A 20,464-nucleotide genomic window follows, 5' to 3' on the forward strand; every position below is an offset into this window, starting at 1 on the left:
GGCGCCGCGGCGCTCGCTGGCATCGAAGCCGTAGCCGGCGTTGATACCGAAGTAGGCGCCGGTCCAGGTGAACACCGGAACGGGCGTGAACACCGGCGGCGGTGCGCGACGCGGAAGGTCGGCAGCGGACGCGGCGGCGGTGAGGCCAACGAGCACGGTGGTGGCGAGGAGAAGGCTCTTCATTTTTTCTGGGTCCTGATTGGCAAAGCCGAGGTGGTTCTAAACCGGGTTGCCCGCTCGGTCTGTCGCTTTCCTGCAACAAGCTCGGCTAGATGAACCGGAAGCCGTCAACGAAAGGTGAAGGTTACGCCCGGCTTACTCAATGTCGTTCGCGTGTGTGTTTTGGCGCACATGGCTGGGGGAAGAAGATCAAATGGATTTCCCGCCGGGGTTCTGTTGTTCAGATTTGCGCGCCGCGGCCGCGGAAGTCGGCCCAGTGCTTATCAAATGATAAAGGGCGCCGCTGGCATCGGCACTTTATTTCCGGTCGCGGACGTGGCTCCGTTCGTAAGGCCGGGATTAACCCTGTGGCGTCATCCTCCATGCCAACGGACGCACGGGCGACCCGGGGGGATCACGATGGGCGAGGACTATGAACCGGCGCCGTCGCACGGCACCCTGCGCTGGGCGATCCAGACAGTCGGCATCGCCGGTTTGTTCGGTCTGGTGGCCGTCCACCACTTCGCGCAACCGGATCGCATCCCGCCCGCTTCGACCCACGTCGCCCAATCCGGCATAGCCCGCAGTGTCATCGATCCCGAGACCACCGGCTCGATCGCGCAGGGCGCTCGCGCGGTGAGACTCGATCCCTGCGGCCTGTCGGGCGGGACGCACGCGCTGCGTCCTTGAGGACGGCACGGCCGTTTCGCACGGGGAAACCCCGCCTCGGCCGGCGGCCTCCAATTGACAAGTGGTAGCAAGGGCCTAAGTGTCCCGCGCATCCGCAGGTGCGACGGGCTTGCGTTCCGACAGGCCGTCGCCGCCGTCGCCGCGAGGACGTTCTCCGCGCCGGCCTGCTTGACCCCGCGCGTAACGGTTCTCAAAAGATTATGTCATTTGCCGATCTCGGATTGAGCGACAAGGTCCTCCAGGCCGTCACCGCCGCCGGCTATACGGAACCGACGCCGATCCAGAGCCAGGCGATTCCGCACGTCCTCGCGCGCCGCGACGTGCTCGGCATCGCGCAGACCGGCACCGGCAAGACCGCGGCCTTCACCCTGCCGATGCTGACCATGCTCGAGAACGGGCGTGCGCGCGCCCGGATGCCGCGAACCCTCATCCTCGAGCCGACGCGCGAACTCGCGGCGCAGGTCGTGGAGAACTTCGACCGCTACGGCACCAACCACAAGCTCAACGTCGCGCTGATCATCGGTGGCGTCTCCTTCGCAGACCAGGATGCGAAGCTGACCCGCGGCACCGATGTGCTGATCGCGACGCCGGGCCGGCTCCTCGACCATTTCGAGCGGGGCAAGCTGCTTCTGAGCGGCGTCGAGCTGCTGGTGATAGATGAGGCGGACCGCATGCTCGACATGGGGTTCATCCCCGACATTGAGCGCATCGTGAAGATGGTGCCGTTCACGCGCCAGACGCTGTTCTTCTCCGCGACCATGCCGCCGGAGATCGAGCGCCTCGCGGACATCTTCCTGCACAACCCTGAGCGGATCGAGGTGGCGCGCGCCGCCTCCACCGCTTCGACCATCGTCCAGCGCCTGGTCGCGACCTCGTCGGACGGCAGCGCCAAGCGTGATCGCCTGCGGCGGCTGATCCGCGGCGAGGCGGACCTCAAGAACGGCATCATCTTCTGCAACCGCAAGCGTGACGTGGCACTGCTGCAGAAGTCGCTGGTCAGCCACGGCTTCGATGCGGCCGCCTTGCACGGCGACATGGACCAGCGTTCGCGCACAACTGCCCTCGACGCCTTCCGCGGCGGCGAGACCGCGCTGCTGGTTGCCAGCGACGTCGCCGCCCGCGGCCTAGACATCCCGGCGGTGAGCCACGTCTTCAACTTCGACGTGCCGAACCACCCCGAAGACTACGTCCACCGCATCGGCCGCACCGGCCGCGCCGGCCGCTCGGGGGCGGCCTTCACCCTGGTCAGCCGCAGCGACGACCGCTCGCTGCAGGCGATCGAGTCGCTGATCGGCCAACCGATCCCGTGGATGGACGGCGACCTCGATACCGCCGCGACCGCCACCACTGTGCCCGCGGCCGAAGAGGACGGAGAGCCCCGCACCCGTCATCGCGGACGCTCCACCGAGACGTCGCGGCGCGGCCGGAGAGCTCCGGCCGAGGCCGCGGCGCCGCGCGAGGCCCGGTCACCCAGGGCGCGCCGTGGGTCGCCAGACGCCGAACCAACGGCCAACCTAGAGTCGCCCCCTCACGAGGAGGCGGCTCCGCGCCGCGAGGCCCGGAGCCGGCAGGACGAGCCTCGGCGCGAGACTCCACAGCGTCAGAGGGCCGAGGTTCGGCCGCGCACCGAGCGGCCCAGCGCTCCCCCTCTGCGCCCGGTTCAGGAGCGGTCGCGCGACGACCGCGGCCACGGGCGGCGGCGCGACGAGGACGGCGACACGCCGGTCGGCCTCGGCGATCACGTGCCCGCCTTCATGTTGCGTTCGGCGGCGATCAAGAAACAGGACTGACGTCATATCCGCGACCTTTGCCTTAACGGTCCGTCCACGCTCCTTGAGGTAGCTTGTGACGTCGGCTCCGTTCGCATCACGCGCCGGGACCGTGACGGACCGACGGGGATCGGATGAGCGACGGGCAGTACGCCGACCGTGATCGCAGCTTCGCCTTGGCGCAACGCGCCCAGGAATTGATGCGCGATTACGGGCCTTCCGCGACCCCGCGGGCCTATGCCGTCTGGTACACCTACGTGTCCGGCGACCGCCCCTTGATGAACGACGCGATCAAGCGGCTCACCGCGCAGAGCGCGGGGCTTTCGCCGATGGACATCGACGAACTCTACGACACGTATCTCGACGGCTCGCGCTACGCCGCCGCCGCCGGGGAGACCGGCGCGACGATGCTGGCCGAGATCGAGGGCGTCATGGAGATGCTCGATCTCTCCCTCGGCTCGGCGGCGCAGTACGGCGAGTCCTTGCGTGCGTTGAGCCTCGACCTTTCGGTCTCGACCCTGAACCGCGCACGCCTGCGCGAGATCGTGGCGACCCTGGTCGCCACCACCCGCGAGGTGGCATCCAACAACCGCACCCTCGAAGCGCGGATGCGCGAGAGCCGCACGGAGGTCGAATCGCTGCGCGAAAAGCTCGAGGCGACCCGGATCGAGAGCCTGACCGATCCGCTGACCGGACTTGCGAACCGCAAGCACTTCGAGGAGATGCTGCAAATGGCCCTCGACGGCGCGGCCCGCGGCGCCCAGCCGAGCCTGATCGTCCTCGACATCGACTTCTTCAAGCGCTTCAACGATCTCTACGGCCACCTCATCGGCGATCAGGTGCTGAGGCTGGTGGCGGTCGTGATGCGGGAAAGCGTCGAGAAGGGCGCGATGCTCGCCCGCTTCGGCGGCGAGGAATTCGGCATCCTTCTGCCGAACGCCACCCGCGAAACTGCCCGCGCCATCGCCGAGAAGGTCCGCATCAGCGTCATGGGCCGAGAGCTGATGAAGCGTTCCACCGGCGAGTCGCTCGGCAAGGTCACGATCTCGCTTGGCGTCGCGACCTACCGCCGTGGCGACAACCCGGTCTCGCTGCTGGAGCGCGCCGACCTGTGCATGTTCGCGGCCAAGCGTTCCGGCCGCAACCGCACGCTCGACGACGCGACCACGGCCGAACTCGCCGCCGCGGTCGCCTGATCCGAAAAGGCGTCGTTCAGGCCGGCGCGAGCAACCGCTCCGGGCCGACCGGCGTGATCGCGACGGATTCGCCGCAGCCGCAGGCCGAGGTCTGGTTCGGGTTGTTGAACACGAACTGCGAGGCGAGCTTGGACGTCTGGAAGTCCATCTGCGTGCCGAGCAGGAACAGCAGCGCCTTCGGATCGACGAAGACCTTCACGCCGCGATCCTCGACCATGTCCTCGCCGGGTTTGCGATCCTCGGCATATTCCATCGTGTAGGACATCCCGGCGCAGCCGCCGTTCTTCACGCCGACCCGAAGCCCGGCGATCGGCCGGTCTGCGTCGGCGATGATCGCCTTGATGCGGTCGGCTGCCGCGTCCGTCAGCGACATGACCTTGAAACTCGTGGACATCGGTGGCTCTCCGGCAGCCGGGTTCAAGGCCCGGGCGGTTGAGGGTGGGCGTACGGCGTTAAGATAAGGATCGCGACGGGCGTGGTCTACACCCACGCCCGAGCCATGCTAGGATCATCGCGGTCGATCGGAGGAGCCCATGGGCGAGCCGGCAATTCGCAGGATGAGCGCGGACGAGTTCTTCGCGTGGCAACGCGACCAGGACGGGCTCTACGAACTCGTTGACGGCATCCCGGTGCCGCACGTGAAGATGATGACCGGAGCGAGCGTCCAGCACGACCGGGCCACCGTGAACATCATCGCATCGCTTCATGGACAGTTGCGTGGATCCGGCTGCCGTCCGACGACCGACGACGTCGCGATGCGCACCAGCATCACGACGATCCGCCGCCCGGACATCACCGTGGAATGCGGCGACCTCGTTCGCGACACCTACGAGAACCGTTCGCCGCGCCTCGTCGTCGAGGTGCTGTCGCCTTCGACCAGCAGCATCGACCGGTTCAAGAAGCTCGACGAATATCGGCGTCATCCGACGCTGCGCTACATCCTGCTCGTCGAGACGCGCTTCTCCGGCGCAGTCCTCTATCGCCGGGACGAGGATGGGGGCGCCTGGGAAACCTCGGCCTACGAGGCGATGACGGACCGGATCGACCTGCCCGCCATCGGTGCCGCCCTGGACCTCGCCGACATCTACGAGGACATGACGTTCGAGCGCGAGCCGGAGCCGCCGGGCTGATCGGCCGGCCTCACCACATGTCGAGGGCGACGCGGGCCTCGTCGGACATGCGGCTCTGATCCCACGGCGGATCGAACACCATCGTCACCGCGCAGGACTGGACGCCCGGCACTTTGGCGACCGCATCCTCGACCCAGCCGGGCATCTCGCCGGCGACCGGGCAGCCCGGCGCAGTCAGCGTCATATCGATGGCGACCTTGCGGTCGTCGTCGATGTCGACCTTGTAGATCAGGCCGAGCTCGTAGATGTCGGCCGGGATCTCCGGATCGTAGACGGATTTCAGCGCCGCCACGATGTCGTCGGTCAGGCGGTCGAGTTCCGCCGGCGGCACGCCCTCGGCCCCCGCGACCTTCGGCGTGTTCGCGCCCCCGGTGATCGTCGCATCGCTGCTCATCGTCGTCTCCTTCTCGGGCCGCCGCCAAGCGGCGACCATGTCCATACGCTCAGGCGAACATCATCTCGGCGCGGGCCAGCGCCTCGGCCAGCACGTCGATCTCGGCGCGGGTGTTGTACAGCCCGAACGAGGCGCGGCAGGTGGAGGTGACGCCGAAGCGCGTGAGCAGCGGCATGGCGCAATGCGTGCCGGCGCGGACCGCAACGCCGGACCGGTCGATCACCGTCGCGATGTCGTGGGCATGCGCGCCTTTCATCTCGAAGGCGATGACGCCGCCCTTGCCCTTGGCGTTGCCGATCTGGCGGACCGAATTCATCGCGCCGAGACGCTCCTGGGCGTAGGCCGTGAGGTCGGCCTCGTGCGCGGCGATCTTCTCGCGGCCGATCCCCATCATGAACTCCAGCGCGGCGCCGAGGCCCACCGCCTCGACGATCGCGGGCGTGCCCGCCTCGAAGCGGTGCGGCGGGTCGTTGTAGGTGATGGCGTCCTGGCTCACCGTGCGGATCATCTCGCCGCCGCCCTGGTAGGGCGGCAGGCGGTCGAGCCATTCCTTCTTGCCGTAGAGCACGCCGATCCCGGTCGGGCCGTAGACCTTGTGTCCGGTGAAGACGAAGAAGTCGCAATCGAGGGCCCGCACGTCGATCGGCTGATGCACCGCGCTCTGCGCGCCGTCGAGGAGCACCGGCACGCCGTGGGCGTGGGCGATGCGCACGATCTCCGCCGCCGGCGTGACCGTGCCGAGCACGTTCGACATCTGCGTGATCGCGACCATCTTGGTGCGCGGCGTGAACAGCTTCTCGTATTCCTCGACGAGGAAGTTGCCGTCGTCGTCGACCGGCGCCCACTTGATCACCGCCCCGCGCCGCTCACGTAGGAAGTGCCACGGCACGATGTTGGAATGGTGCTCCATGATCGAGAGGATGATCTCGTCGCCCTCCCCGATCATCCCGCCCCAGCCCATCGACGACGCCACGAGGTTGTAGGCCTCGGTGGCGTTGCGGGTGAAGATGATCTCATCCGTGGACGCGGCGTTCAGGAACTGCCGCGTCGTCTCGCGCGCACCCTCGAACCCTTCGGTCGCCGCGTTGGCCATGAAGTGCAGGCCGCGGTGGACGTTGGCGTACCCGGTCTCCATGCACGCCACCATCGCGTCGATCACCGCACGCGGCTTCTGCGACGAGGCGGCGTTGTCGAGGTAGACCAGCGGCTTGCCGTAGACCTTTTCGGAGAGGATCGGGAATTGCGCCCGGATCGCATCGACGTCGTAGGCTGGATGCAGCATGGGTGCGTTCATGGTCACGACCTTCGATCCGGGTTGTCGTTCACAGCGTCGCCCCTCCCCGGCGCCATCCTCAATCCGACATGCTGGAGTGAGGCGGCTTTCGGAAGCCACCGGATGCGCTGAAGTTCTCCTGCGAGAGTCGCCAAGGCGGCCCCCTCTAGAAAAGGGCGGGGAGGGATACCGCGACGCGAAGGGTTCACCCCCGCGACGCGAGCCACGCCTCGATCTCGCCGATCAGCGCGGCGCGTGCACCCTCGTGGGTCACAGATTCCACCGCCTCGCCGACGAAGGCCTGCACCAGCAGGCTCTCGGCGATCGGCTTCGGCAGGCCGCGGGCCATGAGGTAGAACAGGAGATCCTGGTCCGGGGCGCCGCATGTGGCGCCGTGGCCGCAGGCGACGTCGTCGGCGAAGATCTCCAGCTCCGGCTTGTTCATCATCTGCCCCTCGTCGGAGAGGAGCAGACAATCCGACTTCATCTTGCCGTCGGTCTTCTGCGCGATCTGGCGGACGATGATCTTGCCCTGGAACACGCCGGTGGCGTCCCCGTCGATCACCGTCTTGAACATCTCGCGGCCGACGCCGCCGACCGCCGCGTGGTCGGCGAGCAGGGTCGAATCCGCAAGCTGCCCGTCGCCGAGCATCGTGGCGCCGTTGACGACGGCGTTCACGTTCTCACCGGCGACGTGCATGAAGATCTGATGGCGCGACAGGACCGCGCCGGTAACGAGGTTCACGGTCTCCAACTGCGATTCGTCGTCGAGCCGGACGCTGATCGTCGACAGGGCGATCGCCTTGTCGCCCTCGCGGTTGATGCGCGCGTGCCGGAAGGCGGCATGCTTGCCGACATGCACGTCCAGGGCGTCGTTCGGCTGGTAGGTCAGCCCGTTCGGCCCTTCATGCGTCTCCAGCAGGGTGAACTCGGCACCGTCGGCGACCTCGACCAGCACCCGCGTCGCGGTCGAGAAGCCCTCGGCGCCGGCGCCGACGAAGCGCAGGTGCAGCGGGGTCTCGACCTTGGCGCCAGCCTCCACCGAGATCAGCGCGCCGTCGGCGAGGAAGGCCGTGTTGAGCTGGTAGATCGGGTTCTCCCGCGCCTGCGCGACGGGGGCGAGGTTCTTGAGGCGCGCGTCGCCCTGGCTGAGGGCGTCGTTCAACGGCGACACCGAAACGCCGGCCGGGACGCGATCGAGGTCCGACAGCTCGCGGATCAGGTGCCCGTTGACGAAGGTCAGGCGTACCGCCTCGATCGCCGAGAACGCGGTCGCGGAGGCGACGGCGGCCTTGGCCACGTCGAGGGACGGTGCGTCGGCCGGCGGCGCGGCTTCCTGCATCGCGGCGCGCAAATCGGTGTACTTGAACGCCTCGACGCGGCGGCTCGGCAGGCCGGCCGCCTCGAAGAAGCGGAACGCCTCTTCGCGGTCGATCGCTTTATCGCTGCCGAAGCCCTTGCGGGCGGTCTCGAACAGGGTCGAGAGACCGGTCTCGGCCGAGGTGCGGAGGTTGGCGATGTCGGCCATGGGCTTACGCGGCCTCGTTGGTGCGGTACTCGGCGTAGCCGGACGCCTCGAGTTCCTTGGCGAGCTCCTTGCCGCCGGTCTTCACGATCAGGCCCTTCGACATGACGTGGACGGTGTCGGGCACGATATAGTCGAGCAGGCGCTGGTAGTGGGTGATGACCAGGAACGAGCGGCCTTCCGCGCGTAGCGCGTTCACGCCCTCGGAAACAATGCGCAGCGCATCGATGTCGAGGCCGGAATCGGTCTCGTCGAGCACGCAGAACTTCGGCTGCAGCAGCGCCATCTGCAGGATCTCCATGCGCTTCTTCTCGCCGCCGGAGAATCCGACGTTGAGGGCGCGCCGGAGCATGTCCTTGTTGATCTCGAGCTTCTCGGCGGCCGCGTTGACCTTCCGGATGAAGTCGGGCGTGGCGATCTCAACCTCGCCGCGGGCGCGGCGCTGGGCGTTGAGGCAGGCCTTGAGGAAGGTCATCGTGCCGACGCCGGGGATTTCCAGCGGGTACTGGAAGGCGAGGAACACGCCGGCGGCTGCGCGCTCGTCGGCGCCCATCTCCAGCACGTTCTGGCCGTCGAGCAGGATCTCGCCGTCCAGGACCTCGTAGTCCTCCTTGCCGGCGATGACGTAGGAGAGCGTCGACTTGCCGGAGCCGTTCGGCCCCATGATCGCGGCGACTTCGCCGTCGTTCACGGTGAGGTTCAGGCCGTTGAGGATGCGGTTGTCCTCGATCTGCACGACGAGGTTCTTGATTTCGAGCATGTTGGCTTAGTCCCGTAAGAATTCGTATCCCGCGCTTCGGCGGCGCGAAGGGCGCCTCCCCCACCAGGGGGAGGGCATTTCAAAGCGTCTGGCCGAGGCGCGTCAGCCGACCGAGCCTTCGAGGCTGATCGAGATCAGCTTCTGGGCCTCCACCGCGAACTCCATCGGCAGCTGCTGCAGCACGTCGCGGACGAAGCCGTTGACGATCAGCGCGGTCGCCTCCTCTTCGGAGAGGCCGCGCTGGAGGCAGTAGAACTTCTGGTCCTCGGAGATCTTCGAGGTGGTGGCCTCGTGCTCGAACACTGCGCTCGCGTTCTTCGACTCGATGTAGGGCACAGTGTGCGCCCCGCACTGGTCGCCGATCAGCAAGCTGTCACAGTTGGTGAAGTTGCGCGCGTTCGACGCCTTCTTGTGCGCCGAGACGAGCCCGCGATAGGTGTTCTGCGAGCGGCCGGCCGAGATGCCCTTCGAGATGATCCGGCTGGTGGTGTTCTTGCCGAGATGGATCATCTTGGTGCCGGAATCGACCTGCTGCATGCCGTTCGACACCGCGATCGAGTAGAACTCGCCGCGGGACTCGTCACCGCGCAGGATGCAGGACGGGTACTTCCAGGTGATCGCCGAGCCGGTCTCGACCTGCGTCCACGAGATCTTCGAGCGGGCGCCGCGGCAATCGCCGCGCTTGGTCACGAAGTTGTAGATGCCGCCCTTGCCCTCGTTGTCGCCGGGGTACCAGTTCTGGACCGTCGAGTATTTGATCTCGGCGTCGTCCAGGGCGACCAACTCGACGACCGCCGCGTGCAGCTGGTTGTCGTCGCGCTTCGGGGCGGTGCAGCCCTCGAGATACGAGACGTAGGAGCCCTTGTCGGCGATGATCAGCGTGCGCTCGAACTGGCCGGTGTCGCGCTCGTTGATGCGGAAGTAGGTCGACAGCTCCATCGGGCAGCGCACGCCCGGCGGGATGTAGACGAACGACCCGTCGGAGAAGACTGCCGAGTTCAGCGTCGCGAAGAAGTTGTCGGTCACCGGCACGACCGAGCCGAGGTACTTCTTGACGAGGTCCGGATACTCGCGGATCGCCTCGGAGATCGGCATGAAGATCACGCCGGCCTTCGACAGCTCGGCCTTGAAGGTGGTGGCCACTGAGACCGAATCGAACACCGCGTCGACCGCGACGCGGCGCTCGGGGGCGATGCCCTCCAGCACCTCGACCTCGCGAAGCGGGATGCCGAGCTTCTCGTAGGTCTTCAGGATCTCGGGATCGATCTCGTCGAGCGACATCGCCGCCGGGCGCTTCGGCGCGGCGTAGTAGTAGATGTTGTTGTAGTCGACCTTGTCGTAGGCGACCCGCGCCCAGTCCGGCTCCTGCATGGTCTGCCAGCGCTTGTAGGCGTCCAGGCGCCACGCGAGCATCCACTCCGGCTCGTTCTTCTTGGCGGAGATGAAGCGCACCACATCCTCGGAGATGCCCTTCTCGGACTTCTCCATCTCGATGGTGGTCTCGAAGCCGTACTTGTACTGGTCGAGGTCGATAGAGCGGACCCGATCGATGGTTTCCTGCACGGCAGGCATCAGCGTCTCCTAAGCGTCGCCGGTTTCAAGGACCGGGGGCTTCCATGTGCGATGGCGCAGGCACGGCCCTCAGGCCGCCAACCCTCGCCGTCTATATAGGGTCTCGACGACCCGTTCGAAGGCTCCGAGGAAGCGCGCAGTGTCGCCCTCCCCCGTATTCCAGCCGAGGCTGACGCGGAGCGCCCCCGTGGCCAACGCAGGGCTCACGCCCATCGCGGCGAGAACCGGCGACCGCGCCACCTTGCCGGAGGCGCAGGCCGAACCCGACGACACCGCGATGCCGGCGAGATCGAAGGCGATCAACGCGGTCGGCGCATCGAGCCCAGGCACCGAAAAGCACAGGGTGTTGGGCAACCGCGCGGCGCCGCGGCCGAACACCACGGCGTCGGGCGCGCGGGCGAGGACCGCATCTTCGAGCGCGTCGCGCAACGTCGCGAGGCGCAGCGCGTCCGCGTCGAGGGCGTTGCGCGCGATCTCCGCCGCCTCGCCCATCCCGACGATGCCGGGAAGGTTCTCGGTGCCGCAGCGCAGCCGCGCCTCCTGCCCGCCGCCGCGGACGAAGGCCGCGTCGAGCTGGACGTCGTCGCGCAGCACCAACGCGCCGACGCCCTTCGGCGCGGCGAACTTGTGGCCCGACAGGGTCAGCGCATCGAGCCCGAGTGCGGAGACATCGAGCGGGATTTTGCCGACGGCCTGCACCGCGTCGCTGTGCACCAGGGCGCGGCCATGCGACCGCGCCAGGGCGACGACGTCTGAGATCGGCTGCACCACGCCGGTCTCGTTGTTGGCGGCGTGAACCGAGACGAGCACGTCCGCGTCGCGCAACGCGGCGAGGCGGGCGGCCAGCGCGTCGAGATCAATCACGCCGGAGGCCAGCACCGGCAGCACCTCGACGGCGTCCGCCGGGAAGCGGTGCCCCGCGGTGACGCAGGGGTGCTCGGTCGCGCCGACCAGCAGCCGCGTCGGCGCCGGGCGGCCCCGGCGGCGGAGCGCGCCGGACAGCACGGCGTTGGCGGCTTCCGTGCCGCCGCTGGTGAAGGTCACCTGCGGCGGCGTCGCCCCGACGAGTCGCGCGACGCGTTCCCGCGCCTCCTCCAGCATCGCCCGCGCCGCACGCCCCTCGGCGTGAACGGAGGACGGGTTGCCCGGAAGCGACAGCGCCCGCGCGACCGCCTGCGACACCGCCGGACGGACCGGAGACGTGGCGTTGTGGTCGAGATAGGCGCGGTCTGCTGTCATCCGATCTCCGACTGCCGAAAGATGCGACATTTCCTTGCTTTGGCACCGGGTCGGCGTGCTAAGCCGCGCCGACGACACGGTTTCGAAGCGCCGGACAGCGCTTCCGGGCTGGTCGGGGAAACGCCCGCAGCCGCATTGTTTAGAATAGTTCTAATCGCCTAGAATTATTCTAAGAGCGCTTTTACGTCCGGCGCGGGACGAGTCAAGGCGGTCGCGCGGACCGCTCAGGCTGAGGCGTACACGGCCATCGCGGCGGGCACACCCACGCGGCACGGCCACAGGAGTCGAGGAACTATGCCCGAGGTCATCTTCACCGGTCCCGCCGGCCGACTGGAGGGTCGCTATCAGGCCCCCAAGAAGCGGGGCGCGCCGATCGCGATCGTGCTGCACCCGCATCCGCAGTTCGGCGGCACGATGAACAATCAGATCGTGTACAACCTCTTCTACACGTTCGCGAACCGCGGCTTCGCGGCCCTGCGCTTCAACTTCCGCGGCGTCGGCCGCAGCCAGGGCGCCTTCGACCACGGATCGGGCGAGCTGTCGGACGCCGCCGCCGCACTCGACTGGGTCCAGTCGGTCAACCCCGAGGCGAAGTCGTGCTGGATCGCCGGCGTGTCCTTCGGCTCGTGGATCGGGATGCAGCTGCTGATGCGCCGCCCCGAGATCGAGGGCTTCATCTCGATCGCCGCGATGGCCAACCGCTACGACTTCACCTTCCTCGCCCCCTGCCCCTCCTCGGGCCTGTTCGTGCACGGCTCCGAGGATCGCGTGGCGCCGGCCCGCGAGGTGATGCCGGTGATCGAGAAGGTGAAGACCCAGAAGGGCGTCATCATCGAGCACCAGATGGTCGAGGGCGCCAACCACTTCTTCGACGGCAAGGTCGACGAGCTGACCCAGACGGTCGACACCTACCTCGACAAGCGCCTCGGCCGGAAGGAAGACGCGGTCTGAGCCGAGCGGCATTTTGCGGCAAACGAAAAGGGCAGGCGCCGAAACGGCGGCCTGCCCTTTTCGATTCGTGGCTCAGGCCGCCGCCCGGTCGGACGGCGCCGTCTGCACCACCGGCACGGCCGGCGCGCCTTCCCATTCCGAATGGGCGGGGATCGATTCGCCCTTCATCACGATGGTGAGCGGGCGCAGCCGGGCGTAGTCGCCGACCTTGGTGTCGTAGAGCACCGTCGAGAACGCGCCGACCGAGACGCCCCGGCCGATCACGACGCGGCCGACCTTCATGATCCGGTCCTCATAGAGGTGGGTCTGCAGGGCGGCCGTGCGGTTGATGGTGGCGAAGTCACCGATCGTCACGCAGTCGAATTCGGTGATGTCGGTGGTGAGCATGCACACCCCTTCGCCGACCTTCACGCCGAACAGCCGCAGAGCCCAGGGTAGGAACGGCGTGCCCTGGAGGTGCTCGAGCAGTACCTTGCCCGCGAGGCCCCAATAGGCGACGGCGATCGCCTCGGTGCGCATCGCCCACCACGACCACATCGGCTGCATGCCGGGCTGGTACACCCCCATCAGGGCCCACTTCATGGCGATGACGGCGGCGGACTGGATCAGCGCGATCACGACGCTGACGGTGACGAAGCTGATCGCGAGCCCGCTCCAATCGCGTTCGAGGATGTTGGGGTAGAAGTACCAATCGATCGCGGTGATCGCTAGGGTGATGTAGAGCATCGGTGAGAACGAGGTCGCGAACGCCTCGAACACGCCGCGGCGGAGCTTCACCAGCGTGCCCGGCTCGTAGGTCTGGGCGAGCGTGCCGACGTCGACGCGCTGGCGCGAGGGCAGCTTGATCGGCGGCGAGCCGAACCAGGTGTCGCCCGGCGCCATCTCGGCGTTGGCCGGCGGCTTCGACTTGATGCCGATCAGCACGTCGTCGGGGATGTTGGCGCCCGGCGGGACCACCGCGTCGTTGCCGACGAACACCCGCGCGCCCGTGCGGGCCGGATGGAGGTGCATCCAGCCGCGGCGGATCTCCTCCTCGCCGTAGACCACCTCGTCGGCGATGAAGTTGCGGCTGCCGACCTCGGCGAGGTCGTGGCGGCTGCCGAGGTTGGTCGAGATCTCGGCCCCCTCCCCCATCTGGGCGCCCATCAGGCGGTACCACGCCCGCATGTAGACGGTGGCGAAGAGCGAGGAGAGCGTCTCCAGCGTCACCTCGGCGGCGAGCGCCACCGACCACTTGCGCAGGTAGAAGCCCGACCAGATCGAGTAGGTGCCCGAGCGCCGACGCGGCAGCACGATCCAGCGGATGGCGGCGATGAGCAGCACCGTGCCGGCGGTCATCAGCATGGCCGTCGGCCACGTCAGCAGCGGCAGGTACCAGTGGTAGTCGACGTCGGTGAAGTCGGACAGCGAATCCGAGATCTGGTCGAACAGGAAGAACGCCGGAAAGATCGGCAGCAGGCCGACGGCGGGGATGGCGCCGAGCAGCAGGACGTAGATCGCCATGAAGCCGGCCCGGCGCCGGGCCGAGGCCGGGGCCTGCTCGGGCAGGTCCGAGCCGTCGGCCATCCCGACCTTGCGGCCGGGCGAGCCGTCCCAGCTTTCGCCGGCGCCGACGCGGGTGCCGGCCGGAATCGTGGTCAGGTCGGCGATCTCGGCCGCGTCGCCGATCACCGTGTCGTGGCTGATGACGCAGGACGTGCCGACGGCCACGTCGCGGCCGATCTCGACCCGCCCGATCACGAGCTCGTTGCCGACGATCTCGGCGTTGGCGATGACGAGGCGGCCGCCGAGCGACGCGCCGTCGCCGATGATGAGCAGGTCGGGCGCGCCGATGTCGATATCGGAGATCAACGTGTCGCGGCCGACCTTCGCGCCCATCAGCCGGAGGTAGACGGCGATGGCGGGCGAGCCCTGCAGCCACTTGATGTGGACCAGCGGCGCCAGGCGCTGCGCCAGCCACCAGCGGAAGTAGTAGGCGCCCCAGAGCGGATAGCGGCCGGGCTTGGTCCGCCCGAGGACCAGCCACTTGGCGGCGACCGCGATCGTCGCCGTCACCGCGTTGATCGCCACGTAGACGAGGAGCAGCACACCGAGCTCACCGAAAAACCCGAGGCCGCCGCCGGTGAGCAGCAGGTAGGTGACGAAGATGCCGAGCCACTGCGAGGTCGCGAGCGCGATGACGAACGGCAGGGCGACCGCTTGCGCCAGCCCGCACAGCGCGCGGCGCAGGAGCGGCGGCGGCACGAAGGCGAGGTCGCGGATCGCGGTCTCGATGCCGGCACCGCCGGTCCGCACGATCAGCGCGTCCGAGATCCGGCGCAGGGTGCGCTCGCGGTAGACGTCCTGCAGCGTGATGCCGGCGAGCGCCGGCGCCTCGCGCACCGCCCCGACGAAGCGGGCGGCGAGCAGCGAGTGGCCGCCGAGGTCGGTGAAGAAGTCGCCGTCGAGGGCGATCGGCTGGTTGCCGAAGACCTGCTTGGCGGCGGCCAGCAGCGCCGCCTCGGTCTGGTTCTCCGGCGGCTCCTGCTCGCCGTCGGCTTCGACGACGGTCAGCGGCGCGACGCGCAGCGCCTTGCGGTCGACCTTGCCGGAGGTGAGGCGCGGCAGCACCTCGACCGTCTCGAAATGGCCGGGCACCATGTAAGGTGGCATCTGCTCGGCCAGCGTCCGGCGCAAGGCCGCCCGGTCGAAGGCGTGGCCGCGCTCGGGCACGAGGAACGCGACGAGCCGGTCGACACCGTCGTCGCTCCGCAGCACCACCGCCGCCTGGTTGATGCCTGCCTGCGCCTGGATGCGCGATTCGATCTCGCCGAGCTCGACCCGGAACCCGCGGATCTTGACCTGGTCGTCGATGCGACCGTGGAACAGGATGTTGCCGGCGGCATCAAGCGAGACCGCGTCGCCCGAGCGGTAGAGCAACGGGTCGGCGCCGTCCGAAGCGTAGGGGTTGGCGATGAACTTGTCCGCGGTGAGTTCCGGCCGCTGCAGGTAGCCCTTCGCGACGCCGGGGCCGCCGATCAGCAACTCGCCCGGCTCGCCGCGCCCGAGCAGGCGCAGATCCTCGCCCGCGACGTAGACCGAGTAGTTCGCGATCGGCCCGCCGATTGTGACGGGCACGCCCGGACGCATCTCGGCGGCGGTCGCCACCACCGTGGCCTCGGTCGGCCCGTAGGTGTTGAACAGTTTTCGCGTCGGCGTCGCCCAACGCGCGACCAGGGGCTCGGGCAGCGCCTCGCCGCCGAGCAGGATCAGGCGCACGCTCGGAAGGTCGCCGGTGATCATCGCGAGCAGCGTCGGCACGGTGTCGATCACCGTGACGTTGGCCCTCGCGATGATCCCGGGCAGCGATTCGACGTCGCCCATCATCGCGGGGCTCGCCACGAACAGGGTCGCGCCGACGAGGTACGGGACCCAGATCTCCTCCATCGACAGGTCGAAGGCGACGGAGGCGCCCTGGAACACCACGTCGTCCGGCGCCATCCCGTAGAGCGCGTTCCCCGAACGCAGGAAGTGGCAGATGTTGGCGTGGCTGATGACGATGCCCTTCGGCACGCCGGTCGAGCCGGAGGTGTAGATCAGGTAGGCGGGGTGCTGTGGCGTCAGCCCGGCGGCGCGGAGGTCCGGCGCCGCCGCGTCCGCCGGCGTGTCCGCGAGCAGGGCGTCGAGGGTCAGGGCGGGGGCGACGGCGGGCGCGCCCGGCGCCAGCGCGGCCGAGACCAGCAGGGCCTTCGCGGCGGCGTCCTCGAGGCAGACCGCGACGCGGTCGGCGGGTGCCTCGGCGTCGAAGGGCAACCACGCGGCACCCGAGAGGGTGATGCCGACCTGCGCGGTGAGCAGGTCCGGCCCGCGGGCCATCCACAGGCCGACCACGTCGCCGGGCCCGATCCCGCGGCGCGCGAGCGCGGCGGCGATCCGTCCGGCGCGGGCGAAGACCTCGGCATAGGTGACGTGCGGATGCCGGCCGGCGGAATCGGTCGCCGCGCCGTCGATCAGCGCCGGATGGTCCGGCCGGGCGCGCGTGGTCTCGGCGAAGATCTCGCCCAGCACCTCGTCGCGGATCAAGTCCGGGCGGACCGGGCCGTGCAGCACGGCGCGGTCGGATGCGGTCGCCCCGGGGTGCCGGTCCGCATCGGGCCGGATCATCTCGCCGAGGCTACTCATCGAATGCTCCGCTTCCGGCTCCCTCGTGAAGCCGGCTTCCCGTCTATCTCGCATGCGCAACCGGCCGGCGATCGGAGCGCGTTCCTGACGCCGGATCGTGCCGTTATCGAGGCAGTCCGCCGACCGGGACGGGACCCTGCGAACCGGCCCCGACGACCGGGTGTATACCTCACCCTTGAACGGGCCTTGAATGATGAATGCGAAATCTCACGCCCAGCGCCATCCGGCCGCGTCCACCACGAGCACGGCGCCCTGGCGGACGGCGATGCGGGGGGCGGCCTTGATGTCGAGATGGCCGAGCGCGACCAGCATCGCGCGGGCGACGCCGCCGTGGGCGACCACCACGGTCGACCGCCCGAGGTCGGCGAAGACCGGCGCGACGCGCTCGGTCAGCATCGCGTAGCTCTCCGCGCTGGAGCCGGACGGACGGTAGCCCCAGCGGTCACGGTCGCGCGCGCCGGCGCCGCCGGGATCGCGTCGGCGGATCTCGGCCCAGGTCTGCCCCTCCCAGGACCCGAAGTCGATCTCCATCAGGCGGGGATCGCTGCGGTAGCCGGCGGGCGCGAGGCCGAGGCGGTCGCGCAAAATTTCCATGGTCCGCCGCGTGCGCAGCAACGGGCTCGCGATGAACTCGGCCTCGGCGATGCGCTCGCCCGCGAGCGCCGCGAGCCGATCCGCCGCGTCGGCGGCCTGGACCTGTCCGACGGCGTTCAAGGCGATGTCGCGCTGACCCTGCAGGCGGCCTTCCGCGTTCCAATCGGTCTGGCCGTGCCGGATGAAGTAGATCGTCGAAATGGGCTTCACGCTCCGGCGGTCCCGATCGGTGCACTCACCCGTGACGTCCGTGACGGCGGTCTCGCGGAAGGGGGGCGGTCATGGCGGCGCGGTCCATCGGGCAGTGGCGGTCTTGTGGGGCTCGGGTCGCCCCGCATGCAAAGCGGGTGCCCGATCTAGGCCGGAAGGCGATCGGCCGGTAGAAGGTCTGTCCATGAGCAAGAAGCACCGCAAGACGGATGGGCGCCAGAAGGCGGGGACGGCCGGTGTGACAAACTCGCCGGACCGTTCCGCCGCCGCCGCGCGGCGCAAGGCGCCGTCCTCGTCCCTGTGGGCCGCGGCGACCAGCGAGATCGCCGGGACCGCTCCCGCACTGGTCGCCGCCCACCTGCCGGCCCCGGTCGCGGCGGCGGACGGGATCGTCACCGTCGCCCCGGGGCGCCGTTTCGATCTGGCGGAGGTCGACGCGAACGCCGACGGCAGCCTCGACAAGGATTGGGCGAAGGCTGCGCTGGCGACCGAGCGTGCGCGGATTCAGGCGCTGCAGGAAAAACTCTACGCCGAGCGTCAGCGCAGCCTGCTCGTGGTGTTCCAGGCGATCGACACAGGCGGCAAAGACGGCACCATCCGCGCCGTCTTCGAGGGGGTGAACCCGCAGGGCTGCAGCGTCGCCTCGTTCAAGGTGCCCTCGATCGAGGAGCGCGACCACGACTTCCTGTGGCGCTATCACCAGCGCACCCCGGCGCGCGGCATGATCGGCGTGTTCAACCGCAGCCATTACGAGGACGTGCTGGTGGTGCGGGTGAAGCACCTCGTGCCGGAGCCGGTCTGGCAGGCGCGCTACGGCCTGATCAACGACTTCGAGCGCCTACTCACCGAATCCGGCACCCACATCCTCAAGTTCTTCCTCCACATCTCGAAGGACGAGCAGAAGGAGCGCCTCGAGGCGCGGATCGTAGACCCCGAGAAACACTGGAAGTTCGATCCGGCCGACCTCGTCGAGCGCAAGTCCTGGGACGCCTACCAGACGGCCTTCTCGGATGCGCTCACCCGGTGCTCGACGCCGCACGCGCCCTGGTACGTGGTGCCCGCCAACCGGAAGTGGTTCCGTAACCTCATCATCGCCCGCACCATCGCGGACACGCTGGAGGCGATGGACCCGCGATTTCCCGAGGCGCAAGCGGGCGTCGCGGAAATGACCGTGCCGGATTGAGGTGCGAAAGATCAGGAACAGGCGTTCGCCGACAACGTCAGCCTGAACCTCAATCCTTGTCGAGGCTGAGGTCCGGCGCCTCGGGGTTCTTCATGCCGACCACGTGGTAGCCGGCGTCGACGTGGAGGATCTCGCCGGTCATTCCGCGGGACATGTCGGAGATCAGGTAGGAGGCGGTCTCGCCGACCTCGCCGATCGTCACCGTGCGCCGTAGGGGCGCGTTGTACTCGTTCCACTTGAGGATGTAGCGGAAGTCGCCGATGCCGGAGGCGGCCAGCGTCTTGATCGGGCCGGCCGAGATCGCGTTGACGCGGATGTTCGACGGGCCGAGGTCGGCGGCGAGGTAGCGCACGGAGGCTTCGAGGGCGGCCTTGGCGACGCCCATGACGTTGTAGTGCGGCATCCACTTCTCGGCGCCGTAATAGGTCAGCGTCAGCAGCGAGCCGCCGTTGGGCATGATCTTCTCGGCGCGCTGGGCGACGGCCGTGAACGAGTAGCACGAGATCATCAGCGACTTGGTGAAGTTCGCTTCCGTGGTCTCGACGTAGCGGCCTGTCAGCTCGTCCTTGTCCGAGAAGGCGATGCAGTGGACGACGAAGTCGATCCCCTCCGGAAAAAGTTCGGCGGTCGCGGCGAACACCGCGTCGATCGAGGCCGGGTCGGTGACGTCGCAATGGCCGACGACGTGGGCGTCGAGCTCGCGGGCCAAGGGCTCGACGCGCTTCTTAAGGGCGTCGCCCTGGTAGGTGAAGGCGAGCTTTGCGCCATGAGCATGCGCGCTCTTGGCGATGCCCCAGGCGATCGAACGGTTGTTGGCGACGCCGAGCACGAGGCCTCGCTTGCCCGCGAGCAGGTTGCTGCCTTTCGCACCGTCCCTGGCGCCTGCGCCCTGCTCGTCCGTTGCGTCGAAAGCCGCCATGCCACACCCGAAATTTCGCTCTGGCACCCGGGACTCCGGGCCACCCCGCGCTACGGGGCGGCGGTCGCGCCGGTGGCATCCTTAGCGGAGGCGCGCCGGGGACGGAAGTCCGGCGAACCCGCCCGGAGCGCCGCCGGCTATTCGGCGCGGGCGGTCCGTCGGCCCTTCACGAATTCGGTCAGGCCCGCGTCGTCCGCCGGCAGCTGGATCGCGGTCGTCGCGAACAGGTCGCCGCGGGTGCCGTCCTTCTTCGGCAGGCCCTTGCCGCGCAGGCGGAATGTGCGGCCGGACGAGGTCATCGGCGGCATCTTCATCTCGACGGCGCCGGTGAGCGTCGGCACGCGGATCGCGCCGCCGAGCACCGCATCCTCAAGCGGCAGGTCGACCGTGGTTCGCACGTCCGCGCCGTCCACCGTGAAGCGGGCATGCGGCAACACGCGGATCGTCAGGAGGGCGTCGCCGGGCTCCGCGCGCGGGCCGCCGGGGGAGCCGAGGCCGCGCAGGCGGATCGTCTGCCCGTCGACGACGCCCTTCGGGATCATCACGTCGAACTCGCGCCCGCCCGGCAGGCCGACCCGCAGCTTCTCCTCGCTGACGATCTGCTCGAGGGTCACGCCGAGTTCGGCCGCCACGTCCTCGCCGCGGGCCGGCGCGCGCTGGCCCGGCCCGGCGCCGCCCGCGCGAAAAGCTTCGCCGAACAGGTGCGAGAAGATGTCCTCGCCCATGCCGCCTGCCATGC

The 20,464-nt window shown here is 68.7% G+C and carries 17 protein-coding genes and 1 pseudogene; 6 read left to right on the forward strand and 12 right to left on the reverse strand.

Features of this window, described 5'->3' with window-relative positions; genetic code table 11:
• Window positions 1-183, reverse strand: a pseudogene (locus tag FV229_RS17030) (porin family protein); the annotation flags it as partial.
• Between the two features lie 396 nt (window positions 184-579).
• On the opposite strand from FV229_RS17030, the gene FV229_RS17035 reads away from it, so the two are divergent.
• The 3 genes from FV229_RS17035 to FV229_RS17045 all read left to right on the forward strand — a co-directional run bounded on the left by FV229_RS17035 (window position 580) and on the right by FV229_RS17045 (window position 3,814).
• A complete protein-coding gene (locus FV229_RS17035; RefSeq protein WP_147753099.1) occupies window positions 580-849 on the forward strand; it encodes a hypothetical protein in 270 nt (89 codons plus the stop codon).
• Window positions 850-1,049: 200 nt separating this feature from the next.
• A complete protein-coding gene (locus FV229_RS17040; RefSeq protein ID WP_147753100.1) occupies window positions 1,050-2,639 on the forward strand; it encodes a DEAD/DEAH box helicase in 1,590 nt (529 codons plus the stop codon).
• 113 nt (window positions 2,640-2,752) lie between these two features.
• Complete coding sequence (locus FV229_RS17045) at window positions 2,753-3,814, forward strand: GGDEF domain-containing protein (RefSeq protein WP_147753101.1); 1,062 nt, start codon at window positions 2,753-2,755, stop codon at window positions 3,812-3,814.
• A gap of 16 nt (window positions 3,815-3,830) precedes the next feature.
• On the opposite strand, the gene sufA is transcribed toward FV229_RS17045, so the two are convergent.
• Window positions 3,831-4,208: a Fe-S cluster assembly scaffold SufA gene (gene sufA, locus FV229_RS17050; RefSeq protein WP_147753102.1), complete on the reverse strand. Its 378-nt coding sequence runs from the start codon at window positions 4,206-4,208 to the stop codon at window positions 3,831-3,833.
• A gap of 139 nt (window positions 4,209-4,347) precedes the next feature.
• Here sufA and FV229_RS17055 point away from each other — a divergent pair, with 139 nt between their 5' ends.
• Window positions 4,348-4,944, forward strand: coding sequence for a Uma2 family endonuclease (locus FV229_RS17055; RefSeq protein WP_147753103.1), 597 nt, complete (start codon window positions 4,348-4,350; stop codon window positions 4,942-4,944).
• Between the two features lie 10 nt (window positions 4,945-4,954).
• Here the strand turns inward: FV229_RS17055 and FV229_RS17060 are convergent, their stop codons facing one another.
• The 6 genes from FV229_RS17060 to FV229_RS17085 all read right to left on the reverse strand — a co-directional run bounded on the left by FV229_RS17060 (window position 4,955) and on the right by FV229_RS17085 (window position 11,707).
• Window positions 4,955-5,338: an SUF system Fe-S cluster assembly protein gene (locus FV229_RS17060; RefSeq protein WP_147726384.1), complete on the reverse strand. Its 384-nt coding sequence runs from the start codon at window positions 5,336-5,338 to the stop codon at window positions 4,955-4,957.
• A gap of 49 nt (window positions 5,339-5,387) precedes the next feature.
• Complete coding sequence (locus tag FV229_RS17065; RefSeq protein ID WP_147753104.1) at window positions 5,388-6,632, reverse strand: cysteine desulfurase; 1,245 nt, start codon at window positions 6,630-6,632, stop codon at window positions 5,388-5,390.
• A 184-nt stretch (window positions 6,633-6,816) separates the two neighbouring features.
• Window positions 6,817-8,139, reverse strand: a complete 1,323-nt coding sequence (locus FV229_RS17070; protein ID WP_147753105.1) for a SufD family Fe-S cluster assembly protein — start codon at window positions 8,137-8,139, stop codon at window positions 6,817-6,819.
• Window positions 8,140-8,143: 4 nt separating this feature from the next.
• Complete coding sequence (gene sufC, locus FV229_RS17075; protein WP_147753106.1) at window positions 8,144-8,896, reverse strand: Fe-S cluster assembly ATPase SufC; 753 nt, start codon at window positions 8,894-8,896, stop codon at window positions 8,144-8,146.
• Between the two features lie 102 nt (window positions 8,897-8,998).
• Entirely contained in the window at window positions 8,999-10,468 is a 1,470-nt protein-coding gene (sufB, locus tag FV229_RS17080; protein WP_147753107.1) for a Fe-S cluster assembly protein SufB, read from the reverse strand.
• A 69-nt stretch (window positions 10,469-10,537) separates the two neighbouring features.
• Window positions 10,538-11,707 carry a cysteine desulfurase family protein gene (locus FV229_RS17085; protein WP_147753108.1) on the reverse strand — a complete coding sequence of 390 codons (1,170 nt, stop codon included), beginning with the start codon at window positions 11,705-11,707 and terminating at the stop codon, window positions 10,538-10,540.
• A gap of 294 nt (window positions 11,708-12,001) precedes the next feature.
• Here FV229_RS17085 and FV229_RS17090 point away from each other — a divergent pair, with 294 nt between their 5' ends.
• Complete coding sequence (locus FV229_RS17090; protein WP_147753109.1) at window positions 12,002-12,658, forward strand: alpha/beta hydrolase; 657 nt, start codon at window positions 12,002-12,004, stop codon at window positions 12,656-12,658.
• A gap of 72 nt (window positions 12,659-12,730) precedes the next feature.
• On the opposite strand, the gene FV229_RS17095 is transcribed toward FV229_RS17090, so the two are convergent.
• Entirely contained in the window at window positions 12,731-16,819 is a 4,089-nt protein-coding gene (locus FV229_RS17095; RefSeq protein WP_147753110.1) for a Pls/PosA family non-ribosomal peptide synthetase, read from the reverse strand.
• Window positions 16,820-17,026: 207 nt separating this feature from the next.
• Complete coding sequence (locus FV229_RS17100) at window positions 17,027-17,623, reverse strand: histidine phosphatase family protein (protein WP_147753111.1); 597 nt, start codon at window positions 17,621-17,623, stop codon at window positions 17,027-17,029.
• A gap of 184 nt (window positions 17,624-17,807) precedes the next feature.
• Here FV229_RS17100 and FV229_RS17105 point away from each other — a divergent pair, with 184 nt between their 5' ends.
• A complete protein-coding gene (locus FV229_RS17105) occupies window positions 17,808-18,806 on the forward strand; it encodes a polyphosphate kinase 2 family protein (RefSeq protein WP_147753112.1) in 999 nt (332 codons plus the stop codon).
• Window positions 18,807-18,855: 49 nt separating this feature from the next.
• On the opposite strand, the gene fabI is transcribed toward FV229_RS17105, so the two are convergent.
• Window positions 18,856-19,725, reverse strand: coding sequence for an enoyl-ACP reductase FabI (gene fabI, locus FV229_RS17110; protein WP_238273260.1), 870 nt, complete (start codon window positions 19,723-19,725; stop codon window positions 18,856-18,858).
• 137 nt (window positions 19,726-19,862) lie between these two features.
• On the reverse strand, window positions 19,863-20,464 hold a 602-nt coding region (locus FV229_RS17115; RefSeq protein ID WP_281406726.1), incomplete at its 5' end, for a DnaJ C-terminal domain-containing protein.

The sequence above is a fragment of the Methylobacterium sp. WL120 genome (genome assembly GCF_008039465.1).
In the GTDB taxonomy this organism is placed as follows: domain Bacteria; phylum Pseudomonadota; class Alphaproteobacteria; order Rhizobiales; family Beijerinckiaceae; genus Methylobacterium; species Methylobacterium cerastii.